Below are 14,513 nucleotides of genomic sequence, written 5' to 3'. Positions count from 1 at the left end.
CAGCCTGACCTTATCGTTGATAGTAAAAAGTATCCCGCCAGCCTTAAGTTAAACTTCGGCGGTCAGAAACGATGGCAACCAGAGAAACCGCTTTCTGCGCCTGTTCCAGCACGTCGTGGTAGGGCGCTCTGGAATCAATCTCAAGAATTTTTGTGCCGTTATAGCCAATCTTCGACATAACTCCGATTTTGTCCTGCAGCTCGGCATAGTCGTGATCTGGCTTGCGGGAGATGGCGGTATCAATATCAATGCCCAGACGAATAATTAATTCAAGACGATATTGCGCCATTTGTTGATATAAGCGCCGCTCGCGCTGTGCCAGAAACATGTTGATTTTGCCGCTGGCGCGTTCGACGCCAATCCCCGGTCCGTCATAATAAAAACCGGAAATTTCCGCCTGCGGGAAGCGATCGCTGACCACCAGAACACCACTTTTCGCCAGTCGCTGAACCTTGCGCAGATTCGCCATTCTTCGCAGAGAAAAGCAGTACATAATCACCGCCGCCCATAGCGCCGGAGATTTAGTTTTCATACTTTGAGTTTTCGAGGATTTGGCCGCCAGACGCCGTTCCAGCCAGACGCCAACGAGCGGCAAGCGTTTAATTTTGTCGCCGTCTTCGCCGGATAGCAGCCCCAGATAACGACGCTCAGTTTGCCAGTGTTGTTGCAGCGATTTAACCAAATCGGTGGTCAATGTGGATTTACCGGTGCCATCGCACCCAACCACCGCAATCAGCCCTGGAATGTAGTTGGGTTGCGGCGCGGTTGTACTGTTAACAGTTTGCGTTTGTAGTGCATCCATTCGTAAATCATCCCCTATCCATTTTGGTGATCAGGAAAGTGCGGCGTGAATCGCGCGTAATGAGGCTTGCAGGATTTCATCAGCAGGTTGTCGCCCGTCCAGTTCCAGTATCTTTGCGCTATTGAACGTCAGTTGTGGCGTAACAGCGATTTTTTCCTGTAACGCCGCCAGTTGATGATCGGGCTTGCGGGAAAATGCCGTCTGTTCATCAATAGCAAGACGAATCAATAACACAGGCAAATAAGACGCCATCCACTGGTATAGTTTCAGCTCGCGTTGCCTTAACATTTTTATCCAGCCGTTACCGCCAGTAGTTTTTGCCAGTTGCGGGCCATCAAAGCGAAAACCAGGCACTTCGACCTGTGGGTAACGGTCGGTAATCAACAGATAGCCTTGCTGGCTTTTACGCAACATTTTGCGAAACTTGTACGCCCGCCAGCAGGAAAGCAAATAAATAACCAGCGCGGTAATATTGCCGGGCGGCGTTGACGGCTTTTCATGCACATGTGCCGCTTTCCCCCGCAGATAACGCCCAAAAGGCGCGCCAATTACTGGAAGATGTGATATCCATTCGCCAATTCTCCCGGAAGATTGCCCGAGATAAATGTGTTCTGTTGGCATTTTTGTTGCCAGTTCATTTACCAGACTTGCTGTGAGAGTCGATTTACCTGAACCATCACACCCCACAATGGCAATAACACGCACTGGCGTGGAATTAATTATTGACATATTACGTTGATTCACGAAAAACCCGGCAGCAAATAATGTATTGAATATTACGTGGTCGGTGCTCAGAATATCTGTTCAACCTTATTGTGACAATGGTTAATTGTGACATTGACCTGAATTACACTTTCATAAAAACATATTAATTAAATAAATATTTTGGGCAGGTATTTAAATTTAAGGATATATTCATGCAGTCAATAACCCCTCCATTAATTGCTGTCATTGGTAGCGATGGTTCAGGCAAGTCAACGGTGTGTGAACATCTCATTAACGTTGTTGGAAAATATGGTGCCGCCGAAAGAGTTCATTTAGGAAAGCAGGCAGGAAATGTCGGACGTGCGGTGACAAAATTACCGTTGATGGGAAAATCCCTGCATAAAACCATTGAAAAAAATGAAGTGAAAACGGCAAAAAAATTACCGGGGCCGGTTCCGGCGCTGGTGATTACGGCATTTGTCGCCCGTCGCTTACTGCGTTTTCGCCATATGCTCGCCTGTCGTCGTCGCGGGTTGATTGTCTTAACCGACCGTTATCCGCAGGACCAAATTCCTGGCGCTTACGATGGTACGGTGTTCCCACCCAACGTTGAAGGTGGCTGGTTTGTCTCATGGCTGGCAAGCCAGGAACGTAAAGCGTTTCACTGGATGGCGAGCTATAAACCTGATTTGGTCATCAAACTCAATGTTGACCTTGAAGTTGCCTGCGCGCGTAAACCCGACCATAAACGGGAATCGCTGGCGAGAAAGATTGCCATAACGCCACAGTTAACCTTTGGTGGTGCACAACTGGTTGATATCGACGCCAATCAGCCACTGGAAAAGGTGCTGGTTGATGCAGAAAAAGCGATTACGGATTTTATGACGGCGCGTGGTTATCACTAGTCAAAAATGGAAATGCCCGATCGCCAGAACCGGGCATTTTCAGGAAGGTTAAATCAACTGCAATGCTATCCAGTACAGACTACCAGACAGAAAAATCGCCGCCGGTAAGGTAAACACCCACGCCATCAGGATGCTGGTTACCGTTTTACGCTGTAAGCCTCCGCCATCCACGACCATCGTCCCTGCCACCGCCGAAGAAAGTACGTGTGTTGTGGAAACTGGCATACCGATGTAGCTGGCAAGGCCGATAGATACCGCCGCTGTCATTTGCGCCGCCATCCCTTGCGCATACGTCATGCCACGCTTACCAATCTTCTCACCGATGGTCATCGCTACACGACGCCAGCCAATCATGGTGCCGATACCGAGCGCCAGCGCCACTGCCATAATGATCCACACCGGAGCGTATTCAATGGTGCTTAACATATCGCTACGCAGTTTTTTCAGCAGGTTCTGGTCTTCTTTACTGACGTCTGGCAGTTTCGCCAGCTTCGCGGAGGTATCAGAAATGCACAGCATAATGCGGCGCAGCTGGCTGCGCTGACTCACGCTTAACGACTCGTAGCTTTCCATATTGCCTGGCAGCATCGTTTTAACGCGCGCAATCGCATCAAAGGTATTTGCCGGATGACAATGGAACTCCGTTACTTGTGTGCCATCCGTCGGAGTCGCAGGCAGCGGGGGTTCCATCGTAATCAATTTCTGCGGCAATTCAGGATGCTGTTGCAGATAGTGTTCAAAGTTAGTCACTGCATCGCGGGTACGGGTAATTTCATAGCCGGACGCGTTCATATTGACGACAAACCCGGCGGGCGCAATTCCCACCAGCACCAGCATCACAAGACCGATCCCTTTTTGTCCATCGTTCGCACCATGCGAAAACGCCACGCCCGCAGCGGAAACAATCAGTGCAATACGCGTCCAGAATGGCGGCTTACGTTTGCCTTTTTTCTTTTTGCGATCTTCAGGAATGCGGTGAATACGGTCACGCTTTTTCGTCCCGCTCCAGAAGCGACGCAGCAGGAAAATCAGTCCTCCCGCAATCACCAGCCCCACAATTGGGGAGACAATCAGTGAGGAGAAAATCTTGGTCACTTCACGCAGATTTAACGCGTCCATCACCGATGAGCCGGTTAACATCGCATTAGTTAAACCGATGCCGATAATCGCACCAATCAAAGTATGTGAACTGGAGGCCGGTAAACCAAAAAACCACGTTCCCAGGTTCCAGATAATCGCCGCCAGCAGCATGGAAAAGACCATCGCCAGACCGTGGGTTGACCCCATATTCAGCAGCAAATCGGTTGGCAACATATGGACGATGGCATAAGCGACGCTAAGTCCGCCAAGCAATACGCCAAAAAAGTTAAAAAACGCCGCCATTACCACAGCAAGTTGTGGTTGCATGGCGCGGGTATAAATAACGGTTGCCACCGCATTTGCCGTGTCATGAAAACCATTGATTGCTTCGTAGAACAACACAAATGCCAGAGCAAGTAATAACAAAAGCCCCGTATATATATCAAGGCCAACAAATAAATTTAGCATATATTAGATTACGCCATTTTGAATTTACGAACGGAGGCATTATCAGTGACTTTCGCGGCGCGGGCAAAGTGAAATATCATTTTTTAACGATAAAAAGAGTGTTATTTCTTGTGTATCAGACAATAAGCATTAATTCAAAATTATCAGGAATAATTAACACACAGGCATTTTGCCAGTTTATATATTCACAAATGAAATGAGCAAATAATAAAATATATGAATATTAAATACTTTGATTAATCCCCGTACTGATTACTCTTTATAATCAGTACGGGGTTGCTACTACATGTATTACTCTTTCACCACAATTAACGGTTCAATATCACTCTCTTTTTTGATGACCAGTGATTCATCGCCGCGCAAGCAAGTCCCGCCATAGTTGCCACCAACGGTGAAGGTACATACCTGGATGTATTTACCGTCCACTTTCGGCAAGCACCACAACTGTTGATAGATGTTTTTCTGCTCGGCAAATTTACCGCTGGTCTGATCCAGCACCTCTTCATGATGGCTGACCAGGTCGATATTGCTGCCACAGCGACCGGCAATCGGCTTCACGGCATAACCGGTTTTCACCAGTTCATCATTAACAGTGAAATCAGTATCCAGCAGATAGCGATGGTGCGGGAACAGCGACCAGAGGATCGGCAGAATCGCTTTGTTACCGGGGATCACCGTCCACAGCGGCTCAAAGACCAGTACTTCCGGGCGCAGCAGAACGTCGATCAGACGTACTTCATTTTGCGGATGGCCGGTACGAATCGGCACTGCGGCAAACTCACGGTCACTGACTTCACGAATCTGATCAAACGCGGTTTCCCACGCCCAGGTTTTCCATACGCAGTTAACCAGTCGCCCTTCCCCATCAATCAGTTGCCCGGCAGCATCCCAGCCCAGTTCATCCAGCCCGCGCAAAATACGCGTTTCAAAGCCAGCCTGTTGCAGCGCCTGCTCCATAAACTGGGCGTGATAATTCTCCTCGATATCTTTGTCCTGCATGATATGGACAAATGGACGTGCACGACTGTGTTTCCATGCGCCTGCCAGTTCGTTAATCAGCCCTTCTGCCGGATTGAAGCCGTTGCCTTTATAGCCTTGCTCCGTCCAACGTTCGAGGATTAAGCCCGCTTCAGTATGACAGGAGGCGGAATCGGCATTGTATTCGTAGACCTTCAGGCCACGCTCATCCATACAGAAATCCATACGACCAGTGATCATATGGTGACGGCGACGCTGCCAGGAGAGACGCAAACGCGGCCAGAGGATTTTTGGAATGTCGAACAATGCCAGCAGGTTGTCATCTTTCAGCACCTTGTCGGTAGCATGAAGATACATCAGGTGCAACTCGTTGGTGGCTTTAATCAGCTCCTGCTCGGCACTCTCGGTGATGGTGTAATAATGATACGGATCCTGATTAATCACCTGACCGTTGGCCTGCACGTAGGCATTTTGCAGCGGGTCTTTTTCATCCAGCCATTTACCGTCAAACTGGCCTTTGTTTTCCAGTCGCGCTCCGCTGATTTTCAACAAATCGCCTTCAATTTGCGGCTGTGGCAAGCTGTATTCGGTATCTTCCGTCTGGATCATCCAGCCCAGAATGGTGGTGTCATCAAACGTGTCTTTGAGGGTATAGCAGCCGTTTTCTACCACCATCTCCAACTCGCGCGTCCACTGCTGCCCTTGCGGTAACGGGGAATGAATCACGTTCTGTTCCGCAATACGGACTTTGTTGCCGTGCAATTGGGTAATGATGGCGACATGGCCGGTATCTTTAAATTCTCCGCCTTTATCCCAGATAAGCAGCGCACCCGCGACTGGCGCACGCGGCGAGCCGTTAGGAAATGCCTGCAATGGCAGGATGTTGTCGTTAACCACTTCACGCAGGAAGCGCAGCGAGAAAATCTCCCACGCCATGCCTACATCAGTGAAGACCACACCGTAATTCAGAAAGAGAAAACGGCGAGCAAATTCAACGCATTGCCATTTGTGGCCCATATATTCATCGTCGATATAGCTACGAAATACGGCGTCATCTTCGTATTCCTGCGGATCGAGAGAACTGTAATCTGAAGAGTAGATTGCTACACCACCGGGGGCGTAGCCCAATAATGTCCCGAACGGGGCATCCTGGCTGGTCGTTCCTTTGCTCATCACTTTACCTTTAACAATACAACCTAAGCAGTTGGCGTAATTGTTGTGCTCTGATTACCTGCTCAGCGACATTAACCGGACAGAGGTCTGACTTATCATACACCTCAACGCAGCGGCTGGCGCAAAGGGTTAAAAAATTCACAATCTGTACAGCAATCGAACTGCTACACTGCTTCAACACTACCACTCAGAAGGCAACTCAGTATGACAGACAATACTTATCAGCCCGCGAAAGTCTGGACGTGGGATAAATCCGCTGGCGGCGCGTTCGCCAATATTAATCGCCCGGTTTCTGGTTCGACGCATGAAAAAACGTTGCCGGTTGGCAAGCACCCGTTACAGCTCTATTCGCTGGGCACGCCGAACGGTCAGAAAGTAACGATTATGCTTGAGGAGCTGCTGGCGCTGGGCGTTACTGGTGCAGAGTACGACGCGTGGCTGATTCGCATTGGCGATGGCGATCAATTCTCCAGCGGCTTTGTGGAAGTGAACCCGAACTCGAAGATCCCGGCGCTGCGCGATCATACGCATAATCCGCCGATCCGCGTGTTTGAGTCAGGATCGATTCTGCTTTATCTGGCAGAGAAATTTGGCTACTTCTTGCCGCATGATCTGGCAAAACGGACTGAAACGCTGAACTGGTTGTTCTGGTTACAGGGCGCTGCGCCGTTCCTCGGCGGTGGTTTTGGTCACTTTTACCATTACGCGCCAGTGAAAATTGAGTACGCCATCAACCGTTTTACCATGGAAGCCAAACGCCTGCTCGACGTACTGGATAAACAACTGGCGCAGTATAAGTTTGTTGCGGGCGATGAGTACACCATTGCTGATATGGCAATCTGGCCGTGGTTTGGCAACGTGGTATTAGGCGGCGTGTATGATGCCGCAGAGTTTCTTGATGCGGGCAGTTATAAGCACGTGCAACGCTGGGCGAAAGAAGTGGGTGAACGTCCGGCTGTGAAGCGTGGACGAATTGTTAACCGCACCAACGGGTCGCTGAACGAGCAGTTGCATGAGCGCCATGACGCCAGTGATTTCGAGACGAATACGGAAGATAAGCGTCAGGGGTAAGGGTTGGTGTTCGTCGCAGCAAGCCATAAAGGCCGATGTAGACCGGATAAAGCGTTTACGCCGCATCCGGCAATCGAGCACAATGCCTGATGCGACGCTGCCGCGTCTTATCAGGCCTACGAAAGCTAATTTTCACGCGCTGGTAATGTCGTAATCCATTTGGCGCAGTGCGTCTAATGTGGCTTTGGCTTCGTCTTCGTCGATGATGCTCATGGCAAATCCGACGTGCACCAGTACCCACTGGCCCAGCAGATCGGCAGGGTTACCTTCGCAAATCAGCGCGATATTCACGTCGCGCTTGATACCACATACTTCAACCTGCGCAAGCTGGTGAATATCTTCACCGACAGCCAGCACCTGGCCTGGAACGCCAATACACATTGTTAACTCCGGTTATTTCGATTGCGGACAAACGCGAAAAAGAACCTTTAGCGGGTGTTTCCCCTCACCCTAACCCTCTCCCCGGAGGGGCGAGGGGACCGTCCGTGCGCTTTTCAGGCATTGTCCTCAGTCTTATTCAACTTCAATACTTTTGACGATCAGCGAATCGCCGGTATCGACACGCAACCGCTCGCCATGACAGATCGGACATTGCGCATCGTGCTGATGAATCTCCACCACCTGGCTGCAATCCCAACACCAGGCCTGGGCAGGTTTATAGACGATATGTAAATCGCACCCTTGCGCCACCGTTCCCTGGCAGACAATTTCAAAACTAAAACGGACGGCGCTCTCCTCAACGCAGGAGAGCGCGCCAATTTCCAGCCACACGGCGGTGACGCGCTTAACATCGTGCTGCTCCGCCTGCCGTTGGATAATTTCAACGGCGCTCTGGCAAAGCGACAACTCATGCATTTTCACCACTCCTGCGACCAAACAGCAGGGCGCGACGCCCTGCGTGTGGTACATCCGGATTGGTGACCGGCAGTGAAAGGATCATTCGCGCGCAGTCATCCGTCAGCCGTTGCCCCTCTTCAATCGACATGCTGTGCGAAAGCGGTGACATCAGCGAGCAGGAGAGGTATTGCGAAACACCGTCCAGTTCGCCAACGGTAAAGGTCATGGTGCCATACGGCAGTTGCAGACCGATTTTTTCACTCACTTTGCGCAGCGGCCAGAGTTGATCCGGGCCGGGGAAGATAACTGCACTCAGCATCCACGGGGTGATCACACACCCCGTCCACTGACCTTCGAACAGCGTAAAGTCGGAAACATACACCGGCATTGAAGGGTGCAGAAAAGAGAGATCGTGCATCGAACGCCGGGCAATTTCTTCAAACGCTGCCTGTACTTGCGCCTTCGGGGAGGTCTGGAAACCTGCTATCTCTTCAGTCATGAGTCGCCTCCCGTGGGATGGCTTCCACGCCTGATTCACGCAGCGCAGCCAGAACCTGCTCAAGCGCAGGTTCAATCATCGCTTCGACCGTCGGCGTCAAGCCGATGTGCGGCTCCAGTGATTCCGGGATCACGCCGACCAGGGTCAGCTTTTTCGGAAACTCGCCAGTGAAGCGCAGGGCCGACAATACGTCGGCCAGGCCAAGCTGATGCGGAGAAATTTTATTGGTAAACAACGCCGGAACTTCTTCATCCCGCAGGATCATCATCGTTCCCGGCGCGTTCTTTTTCGACACAATGGCATCCGCAATGATCAGATGATCGCGATTTGCCATGTCGCCAAGCAGCTCCATTCCTGCCGTGCCGCCATCGAGGATTTCAACATAATCCGGCAGAATGTATCGTTGCTCTAACGCTTCGATAATCCGCACACCGATGGCTTCATCGGTCAGCAAAATATTGCCGACCCCTAAGACTAAAATACGCATTACAGAACCTTCACTGAAACCACTTCGTTGCCGTCGGCATCCACTACGTGTACCGCGCAGGCCATGCACGGGTCGAAGGAGTGAATGGTGCGCACCACTTCCAGCGGTTTATTCGGATCGGCAACCGGTGTCCCCACCAGTGACTGCTCGTAAGGACCGACGTCATTATTAAAGTTACGCGGGCCGGAGTTCCAGGTTGATGGGACGACCGCCTGGTAGTTACTGATGATACCGTCTTTAATAACCATCCAGTGAGAGAGCATACCGCGCGGTGCTTCAAGGAAGCCAACGCCTTTGAACTCACCTGTAGCCGGAATGTTCGGCTTCACAAAGGTGGTGTGGTCGCCTTTGCCGATATTGGTGATCAGTGCACTGTATTGATTTTGCAGGATATCCTGCAATTCGCAGCAGTGAACGGTACGACCAATAATACGCCCCAGCGTGGAGTGCAGTTGCGCCACTTCCAGCGTGTTGCCGGTCAGTTTCTGATAAATCGCAACGATTTCATTTAGTTTGTTCTGGGTAGACTCGCGTCCTGCGGCCAGTTTCACCAGCATGTTCGCCAGCGGCCCCACTTCTACCGTTTTGCCGTAGAAAGTCGGTGATTTCACCCAGGAATATTTACCGTCCTCAGACCAGCCGTCATAAGCCGGAATGGTCGTGCCTTCCCACGGTGCCTGCGGCGCTTCGTCTTTATACCAGGAGTGCTTCGCGCTTTCCTGAATCCCTTTGATCAGGTATTCATCGGAATGAGAAGTGATCGGACGATACGAGGACAGATCCGCATTCTCAATGTAGCCGCCCGGGAACAGGAAGCTGCCGTTTTTACTGTCGGTCGGGAATTCTGGCACGCTCAGGTAGTTCACCGCGCCTTTACCGCGTTCCAGCCATTCCGGATAGAACGCGGCAATAACTGCGGTATCAACCTTATAAACCTGCTCAACAAAGTCGCTCAGCTTGTCGATGAAGGACTTGATGTACATCAGGCGCTCAAGGTTCAGCACGCCCAGACCGTCGAGGTTGATCGGGTTCGCAACACCACCTACCGCCAGGTTCTGAATGTGCGGCGTTTTACCGCCAAGCAGCGCCACAACGCGGTTAGCGTCACGCTGGCACTCCAGCGCCTGTAAGTAGTGCGCTACCGCAATCAGGTTCACTTCCGGCGGCAGTTTCATCGCCGGATGTCCCCAGTAGCCGTTGGCGAAAATACCCAACTGACCGCTGGCAACCAGATCTTTGATCTTGTTCTGAACTTTAGTGAACTCTTCCGGGCTGTTCAGGTGCCAGGTCGAAACGCCTTTCAGCATTTCGGAGGCTTTGGTCGGATCGGCTTGCAGCGCAGAAGTGATGTCTACCCAGTCCAGCGCAGAGAGCTGATAGAAATGAACGATATGGTCATGCGTGGTGTGCGCAGCCAGAATGATGTTACGGATGTATTGCGCGTTAACCGGAACGTCGATATTCAGCGCACTCTCTGCCGCACGAACAGAAGAGAGCGCGTGAGTGGTGGTACATACGCCACAGATACGTTGCACAATCATCCATGCATCGCGCGGATCGCGGTTTTTCACGATCTCTTCCATGCCGCGCCACATGGTCCCGGAAGCCCATGCTTTCGAAACGACGCCATTTTCGATTTCGCAATCGATGCGTAAATGCCCTTCAATACGGGTTACCGGATCAATAGTAATTCTCTGGCTCATGCTTTGCTCGCCTCATGACGATTATGATCGTTTTGTTTTAAAGGAGGAAGTATCGGCAGTAGACGAATGAGTACGATATAAGCGCAAATCTCAATAGCCACAAAACCAATAGAAATCAACAGTTCTTCCCAGGTCGGGAAGTAGGCGTATCCGCCGCCTGGGTTGAATGCCACCAGCGAATAGGTCAGACGCCAGGTTGCACAACCTAACAGTGCGCTCAGTGCTGACAGGAACAGCATACGGGAATCATTGCGCAGCTTCGTCACACGCAGAACGACCAGCGGGAAAAGCATCAGCAGGACTTCAATCCAGAACATCACGGAGTAGAAGTCACCGGCAAACGCTAACGACAGCTTGTCGCGATAGATTAGCTCGCCAAAGCGCAGCACAATGAAAATCGCCAGCAGCACGCTGATGGTGTTGGTCAGCTTGACGAACAGGCTCTTCTCATCCGGGCCATTGCCGCGCAGACCCGCCTGCACCAGCGAACCTTCAAAGATGACAATCGAGAAGCCCATGATGAACGCCGTCAGCAGCGAGAACAGCGGCAACATTTCATAGCTCTGCCACAGCGGATGCACTTTATAACCCGCCGAGATCATCAGTGACCCCATGGAAGACTGGTGCATAGTCGGCAGCAGCGCGCCGAGCGCGATGATGAAGAACATCACCTTGTTCAGACGCTTGAGCGACACCTTCCAGCCCAGACGTTCAAACAGTGCCGGAGCAAACTCCAGAGCCATCACGCCGATGTAGATGGTCATACAGACCGCCGTCTCGAACAGTACCGAGTTCACGTTGAAGTGACCCGGAATGTAGAAGTACGGCAGGTTCCAGTAGCGACCCACGTCGATGGTGATCGACAAGCCACCCAGTGAGTAACCAAACAGACTCGCCAACAGCGCCGGACGCACCAGCGGATGGTATTGCCCACGGTTAAAGACGTATACCGCCCACGCCAGCGCCCAGCCGCCACAGGCAAAGCCGGTGCCGATCAGCAGGTCAAACGCGATCCACACGCCCCACGGGAAGCCGCCGTTCAGGTCGGAGACAGAACCCAGACCGAACACCAGACGTTTCACAATCAGGAGCATACAGATGACGATTAACGGTCCAAAAATCATGACCGGTTTACTGATGATTTTGCCGCCCAGCGGTTGTGGATCATGACTCATGATCGTCTCCTCCGTCGTGATGGTCGTTTTTGGTGTTGCGACGAACCAGCACGGTTAAGCCCGCCAGCACAGCCAGTGGTAGCATCATGCCTTTATACAGGGTGTGTTGAATATTTTCGGAACGCGCACCGGTAGAAAGATCGTCCAGTTTCGGCAGGTCGAGATTTTCATAAGGCACACCCGTCAGTACCAGAACCTGAGTACCGCCGCCCTCTTTCTCGCCGTACAGATGCGGATAATATTTCGGCACTGTGTGCAGGTAAGTGTCGCCAGATTTCAGCGTCTGGCGCGGATAGTGGTATTCGCTGCCAGGCTTCAGCGCCAGGCGTTTTTTCGCCTCAGCCATCAGCTCTTCACGCGTACCAAAAATCACCGCGCCCGCCGGGCACACTTCTACGCAGCCAGGCAGACCGCCTTTATCGAGACGTTCCACGCCTTTCTGGTTACACAGCTCACACTTATGCAACGCACCAAACGGGTTGTTGTAGTCGTACTTCGGCACGTTGTACGGACAGGCGACCATGCAGTAACGGCAGCCGGTGCACACATCTTTGTCGTAATGGACAATGCCGGTTTTCGGATCTTTTTTCAGCGCAGAGACCGGGCATACAGAGACACAATTTGGATCGACGCAGTGCATACACTGTTTCTTAATGTACGCATAGCCGTTCTCTTCCTGGTCTTTGTTGACACCCGTGCCGCTGGTCCACACCTGAATGATGTTATTGGTGTATGGCGACAGTTTGTCGTTGTTCGACCAGGTCTGCTCCCCTTGTGGGTTACGTTCAGGGAAGTTGATATCCTGACACTTAGTGACGCAAGCCTGGCAGCCTACGCACAAGGTCGAGTCATACAACATACCCAGCGATCCCGGAATTGGCGGGCGGTTTTCAGCAGCCGCATGGCTGACCGACGGCAGCGCGCCCGTCAGCAATGCCCCGCAGGAGGCTGCTTTAATAAAATTACGTCTGTTCACGGTTATTCTCCCCGTGAGTCAGCGTTATCTTTCTTTTGCTGACGACCCAGTTCACGCACCGCCATCACGCTGACACCGGCAACCAGCCCAACCACGCCGCCGAGCAAACCGATAGCGCCCGCAGAGACGTTGCCGCCTTCTTTAGCATTCACGTCCGGTTTTTGTGAGCGTGGCGTCTGGTTTTCGACGTTAGCAAGCTGATGGATGCCTTTATGGAAGCCGATACCTTCTTCGTTACAGCCGTAGCACGGGTGACCAATCGCCACCGGCCACACGCCGCCAACATCGCAGAATTGCAGCGTTGAGCAGTTGCCGTAAGTTTCAGGGCCTTTACAGCCGAGGTGGTACAGGCACCAGCCTTCGCGGTGGCCTTCATCACCGAACTCTTTGGCAAAACGACCAGCATCGAAGTGCGGGCGACGTTCGCAGTGTTCGTGAATCAGACGGCCATAGGCGAAGGTCGGACGATTTTTGTCATCCAGTTTCGGCGGTTTGCCGTAAGTGATGATGTGCGCAACGGTCGCAAGGAAGTTGTGCGGGTTCGGCGGACAGCCTGGAATGTTGATAACGGTTTTGCCCGGCAGAACTTCTTGCAGGCTGACCGCGCCGGTAGGGTTAACCCCAGCTGCTGCGACACCGCCCCACGCGGAGCAGGAACCGATAGCGATAATGGCTGCTGCGCCTTCCGCCGCTTTGCGGATGTGATCCACAATCGGCTCACCGGCAACCATGCAATAAATACCGTTATCTTTTAATGGGATGGAACCATCCACAACCAACACATACTGCCCTTTATACTTCTCAAGCGCGTTATGTTTGTTCTCTTCAACCTGATGGCCGAATGCGGCGGAAAGGACTTCGTGATACTCCAGAGAGATGGTCTCCAGCACGAGATTTTCTACCGTTGGATGCGTTGCACGAAGCAGAGATTCCGTACAACCGGTGCATTCCTGCGCGCCAATCCAGATAACCGGCGGGCGCTGCGGGTTAGTGACCGATTCGGCCATCTCTGCGGCGGCTTTGCTACTCAGCCCCATGGTGGCGGCTAATGCTGCACAAAGCTTCATGAAATCACGACGATTAATGCCGTGAGAATGGATGAGGGTGTTATCTCCAGTCATTTATAGTTATTCCGTTGCGAAGACCTGGCATATATTTTGCCTCAACCGCAAAATCAATAATGCGATCGATGCGCCATTTACCACACATTTATTATGGTTATCATTGTCATGATACTGCGGCGGGGCGCTAAAACGAAGGGAAGAAGCATTAGTGTAATTAATTAAAGCAAGATAATACGTATGTTTGATCAATTTTCGAGGCGATAACCAGCCATAAAAAATCGTAATGTAGAACAGGAATTATTCTCACGAAAGAAATCCATTACCATCTCTTTATCCAGTCCATAACGGCGCGTCAGAATACCTGCTTCCCAGGCGCTGAGCTGGCGGTCACCGGTCTTTTTATACATCCGATGCGAGTAGCCTAATACAAATCCGCGCTTATAATCGGCACAGAATTTAGTCACATTAACCGCACTGTCGGCATGTGTTGCTTTTAATCCCGCCATTAAGCCTTTACCAAAATGGTTATTCATCGTTTTGCCCTCAAACGTTATATATCAACTTATATAGCGATATTTTAGGCAAAGAAC

At 51.6% G+C, this 14,513-nt stretch carries 15 protein-coding genes; 2 read left to right on the top strand and 13 right to left on the bottom strand.

Annotated elements, in window-relative coordinates:
• Positions 1–43: 43 nt before the first annotated feature.
• Both C3D30_RS02500 and C3D30_RS02495 read right to left on the bottom strand, forming a co-directional pair.
• Positions 44–802: a nucleoside/nucleotide kinase family protein gene (locus tag C3D30_RS02500; protein WP_105286405.1), complete on the bottom strand. Its 759-nt coding sequence runs from the start codon at positions 800–802 to the stop codon at positions 44–46.
• A gap of 30 nt (positions 803–832) precedes the next feature.
• On the bottom strand, positions 833–1,546 hold the full coding sequence (locus tag C3D30_RS02495; protein ID WP_001076283.1) for a dTMP kinase: 714 nt from the start codon (positions 1,544–1,546) through the stop codon (positions 833–835).
• A 173-nt stretch (positions 1,547–1,719) separates the two neighbouring features.
• On the opposite strand from C3D30_RS02495, the gene C3D30_RS02490 reads away from it, so the two are divergent.
• Positions 1,720–2,412: a dTMP kinase gene (locus tag C3D30_RS02490; RefSeq protein ID WP_105286404.1), complete on the top strand. Its 693-nt coding sequence runs from the start codon at positions 1,720–1,722 to the stop codon at positions 2,410–2,412.
• Between the two features lie 48 nt (positions 2,413–2,460).
• Here C3D30_RS02490 and pitB read toward each other — a convergent pair whose 3' ends face one another.
• Both pitB and gss read right to left on the bottom strand, forming a co-directional pair.
• Positions 2,461–3,960 carry an inorganic phosphate transporter PitB gene (gene pitB / locus C3D30_RS02485; protein WP_016159790.1) on the bottom strand — a complete coding sequence of 500 codons (1,500 nt, stop codon included), beginning with the start codon at positions 3,958–3,960 and terminating at the stop codon, positions 2,461–2,463.
• A gap of 291 nt (positions 3,961–4,251) precedes the next feature.
• On the bottom strand, positions 4,252–6,111 hold the full coding sequence (gss, locus tag C3D30_RS02480) for a bifunctional glutathionylspermidine amidase/synthase (protein ID WP_010348713.1): 1,860 nt from the start codon (positions 6,109–6,111) through the stop codon (positions 4,252–4,254).
• 204 nt (positions 6,112–6,315) lie between these two features.
• Here gss and yghU point away from each other — a divergent pair, with 204 nt between their 5' ends.
• Complete coding sequence (gene yghU, locus C3D30_RS02475; RefSeq protein WP_105286403.1) at positions 6,316–7,182, top strand: glutathione-dependent disulfide-bond oxidoreductase; 867 nt, start codon at positions 6,316–6,318, stop codon at positions 7,180–7,182.
• 132 nt (positions 7,183–7,314) lie between these two features.
• Here the strand turns inward: yghU and hybG are convergent, their stop codons facing one another.
• From hybG to yghW, 9 genes are all read right to left on the bottom strand, one after another.
• On the bottom strand, positions 7,315–7,563 hold the full coding sequence (gene hybG / locus C3D30_RS02470; protein WP_000334896.1) for a hydrogenase maturation factor HybG: 249 nt from the start codon (positions 7,561–7,563) through the stop codon (positions 7,315–7,317).
• A 132-nt stretch (positions 7,564–7,695) separates the two neighbouring features.
• Entirely contained in the window at positions 7,696–8,037 is a 342-nt protein-coding gene (hypA, locus tag C3D30_RS02465; protein ID WP_000544956.1) for a hydrogenase maturation nickel metallochaperone HypA, read from the bottom strand.
• The gene (gene hybE / locus C3D30_RS02460) at positions 8,030–8,518 is read right to left on the bottom strand and encodes a hydrogenase-2 assembly chaperone (RefSeq protein ID WP_000134014.1); all 489 of its coding nucleotides are present in this window, start codon (positions 8,516–8,518) and stop codon (positions 8,030–8,032) included. Before hybE ends, hypA begins: the two co-directional genes overlap by 8 nt.
• On the bottom strand, positions 8,511–9,005 hold the full coding sequence (locus tag C3D30_RS02455; RefSeq protein ID WP_001221935.1) for a HyaD/HybD family hydrogenase maturation endopeptidase: 495 nt from the start codon (positions 9,003–9,005) through the stop codon (positions 8,511–8,513). Before C3D30_RS02455 ends, hybE begins: the two co-directional genes overlap by 8 nt.
• Positions 9,005–10,708, bottom strand: a complete 1,704-nt coding sequence (hybC, locus tag C3D30_RS02450; protein ID WP_000083058.1) for a hydrogenase 2 large subunit — start codon at positions 10,706–10,708, stop codon at positions 9,005–9,007. Before hybC ends, C3D30_RS02455 begins: the two co-directional genes overlap by 1 nt.
• Complete coding sequence (gene hybB / locus C3D30_RS02445; protein WP_000017695.1) at positions 10,705–11,883, bottom strand: Ni/Fe-hydrogenase cytochrome b subunit; 1,179 nt, start codon at positions 11,881–11,883, stop codon at positions 10,705–10,707. The genes hybC and hybB overlap by 4 nt, the downstream gene beginning before the upstream one ends.
• Entirely contained in the window at positions 11,873–12,859 is a 987-nt protein-coding gene (gene hybA, locus C3D30_RS02440) for a hydrogenase 2 operon protein HybA (protein WP_001081870.1), read from the bottom strand. Before hybA ends, hybB begins: the two co-directional genes overlap by 11 nt.
• 2 nt (positions 12,860–12,861) lie before the next feature.
• Positions 12,862–13,980: a hydrogenase 2 small subunit gene (gene hybO, locus C3D30_RS02435; RefSeq protein WP_000145410.1), complete on the bottom strand. Its 1,119-nt coding sequence runs from the start codon at positions 13,978–13,980 to the stop codon at positions 12,862–12,864.
• Positions 13,981–14,168: 188 nt separating this feature from the next.
• Positions 14,169–14,456 carry a DUF2623 family protein YghW gene (gene yghW / locus C3D30_RS02425; protein WP_001059138.1) on the bottom strand — a complete coding sequence of 96 codons (288 nt, stop codon included), beginning with the start codon at positions 14,454–14,456 and terminating at the stop codon, positions 14,169–14,171.
• Positions 14,457–14,513: the final 57 nt, after the last annotated feature.

Origin of the sequence: Escherichia sp. MOD1-EC5433 (assembly GCF_002966005.1) — a bacterium.
Lineage (GTDB): Bacteria > Pseudomonadota > Gammaproteobacteria > Enterobacterales > Enterobacteriaceae > Escherichia > Escherichia ruysiae.
This window is presented reverse-complemented; position numbering and strand designations above follow the sequence as displayed.

Bases quoted from the DNA above. Each gene is read 5' to 3' on its own strand.
- C3D30_RS02500 (WP_105286405.1), bottom strand. From the start codon at position 802: ATGGATGCACTACAAACGCAAACTGTTAACAGTACAACCGCGCCGCAA.
- yghU (WP_105286403.1), top strand. From the start codon at position 6,316: ATGACAGACAATACTTATCAGCCCGCGAAAGTCTGGACGTGGGATAAA.
- hybG (WP_000334896.1), bottom strand. From the start codon at position 7,563: ATGTGTATTGGCGTTCCAGGCCAGGTGCTGGCTGTCGGTGAAGATATT.
- yghW (WP_001059138.1), bottom strand. From the start codon at position 14,456: ATGAATAACCATTTTGGTAAAGGCTTAATGGCGGGATTAAAAGCAACA.
- hybO (WP_000145410.1), bottom strand. From the start codon at position 13,980: ATGACTGGAGATAACACCCTCATCCATTCTCACGGCATTAATCGTCGT.
- hypA (WP_000544956.1), bottom strand. From the start codon at position 8,037: ATGCATGAGTTGTCGCTTTGCCAGAGCGCCGTTGAAATTATCCAACGG.
- hybE (WP_000134014.1), bottom strand. From the start codon at position 8,518: ATGACTGAAGAGATAGCAGGTTTCCAGACCTCCCCGAAGGCGCAAGTA.
- C3D30_RS02490 (WP_105286404.1), top strand. From the start codon at position 1,720: ATGCAGTCAATAACCCCTCCATTAATTGCTGTCATTGGTAGCGATGGT.
- gss (WP_010348713.1), bottom strand. From the start codon at position 6,111: ATGAGCAAAGGAACGACCAGCCAGGATGCCCCGTTCGGGACATTATTG.
- C3D30_RS02455 (WP_001221935.1), bottom strand. From the start codon at position 9,005: ATGCGTATTTTAGTCTTAGGGGTCGGCAATATTTTGCTGACCGATGAA.
- hybC (WP_000083058.1), bottom strand. From the start codon at position 10,708: ATGAGCCAGAGAATTACTATTGATCCGGTAACCCGTATTGAAGGGCAT.
- pitB (WP_016159790.1), bottom strand. From the start codon at position 3,960: ATGCTAAATTTATTTGTTGGCCTTGATATATATACGGGGCTTTTGTTA.
- hybB (WP_000017695.1), bottom strand. From the start codon at position 11,883: ATGAGTCATGATCCACAACCGCTGGGCGGCAAAATCATCAGTAAACCG.